Below are 1508 nucleotides of genomic sequence, written 5' to 3'. Positions count from 1 at the left end.
CGAGTGCGGCGGCACCTGTCGACGCCGCCGCCCCGCAGGCCGCCCCCGCGGCGCAGCCGAGTGTTCCGCTCCCGCCCGTGCCGACCTTGTCGAGCGACGATGCGTTGCCGCACGACATGTCGCCCTGGGCCATGGTCCGCAATGCCGACATCATCGTGAAGATCGTGATGGGCATCCTGGCGGCCGCCTCGGTGGCGACGTGGACGATCTTCATCGCCAAGCGGCTGCAGCTCGCGGGCGCCCGCTTCCGTGCCGTGCGCGGGGTGCGCGAAGTGTTGCGGGCCACGAGCTTGTTCGATCTCGACCGCGCCCGCCACACGGGATCGCTGAAGTCGGGGCCGGTGGCGGCGCTGGTGCATGCGGCCGCGCATGAACGCGAGCGCTCGTCGAAGCTGCCGGCCGACGGCATCAAGGAGCGTGCCGCCATCGCGCTCGGCCGCATCGAGGCCCGGGCGGCCCGCAGCATGACGCGCGGCACCGGCCTCGTGGCCTCGATCGGCTCCACGGCGCCCTTCGTGGGCCTGTTCGGCACCGTTTGGGGCATCATGAACGCCTTTGTGGGCATCAGCCAGGCCCACACCACCAACCTCGCCGTGGTGGCGCCCGGCATCGCGGAAGCCTTGTTGGCCACCGCGGTTGGCCTCGTGGCCGCCATTCCGGCGGTGATCATCTACAATGGCTTGGCGCGCGCCATCGCGGGCTACAAGGCCATCCTGTCGGACGCTTCGGCCGAGGTCATGCGCCACCTGTCGCGCGACCTCGACCGGCAGTCGAGCGCGGCGGAGTAGGCCCGATGGCGGTCAAGCTCAGCAGCGGCGACGACGAGATCGGCGAGATCGCCGACATCAACGTCACGCCTTTCATCGACGTCACCCTGGTGCTGCTCATCATCTTCATGGTGGCGGCGCCGCTGTCCACCGTCGATGTGGCGGTAAACCTGCCGGTGTCGAATGCCGCCGTGCAGCCACGCCCGGACAAGCCGGTGTTTTTGACGGTGCGTCACGACCAGTCGCTCGCGCTCGGCGAGGAAACGGTGGCGCGCGACGCGCTGCAGGCGCGCCTCGACACGGAAACCGGGCATGACCGCGACAAGCGCATCTTCGTGCGGGCCGACAAGGGGCTCGCTTATGGCGATCTGATGGGGGTGATGAACGGGTTGCGGGACGCCGGCTACCTGAAGATCGCCCTGGTGGGGCTGGAGGATACCGGGGCCCCGGCGCCCCGGCCTGCGGCGCCGGCGGCCCGATGAGGCTGTATCGACCCGAAGACGGCGGTCGCCGGGCCGTCGAGGCCATGCGCTGGGGGGCGGCCGGACTGGCCGTGGTGGCCCTGCATGCGGTCGGTGGCTGGTTCCTGGTGTCGCATGCGTTCCCGGCGCCAGCCGACACCGTGCAAGGCATCCCGATCGACCTCGAGCCGGTGGCGGTGCCGCAGAACGCGCCCGAGCCCAACAGTGCCGCAGCCGCTGGTCCCGCCCCGGCACCCCAGGCGGCCGCAGCCCCCGAGCC

General features: G+C 71.2%; 2 protein-coding genes and 1 pseudogene. All 3 read left to right on the top strand.

Annotation, left to right across the window (positions count from 1 at the left end):
* The coding region (gene exbB / locus P7D22_RS23075) for a tonB-system energizer ExbB (protein WP_319936580.1) at positions 1–788 on the top strand (788 nt) is incomplete at its 5' end.
* Between the two features lie 5 nt (positions 789–793).
* Positions 794–1249: a TonB system transport protein ExbD gene (exbD, locus tag P7D22_RS23070; RefSeq protein WP_319936579.1), complete on the top strand. Its 456-nt coding sequence runs from the start codon at positions 794–796 to the stop codon at positions 1247–1249.
* Positions 1246–1508, top strand: a pseudogene (locus tag P7D22_RS23065) (hypothetical protein); the annotation flags it as partial. The gene exbD and the pseudogene P7D22_RS23065, both read left to right, overlap by 4 nt.

Source organism: Lichenihabitans sp. Uapishka_5 (assembly GCF_033947565.1).
Taxonomy (GTDB): Bacteria; Pseudomonadota; Alphaproteobacteria; order Rhizobiales; family Beijerinckiaceae; genus Lichenihabitans.
This window is presented reverse-complemented; position numbering and strand designations above follow the sequence as displayed.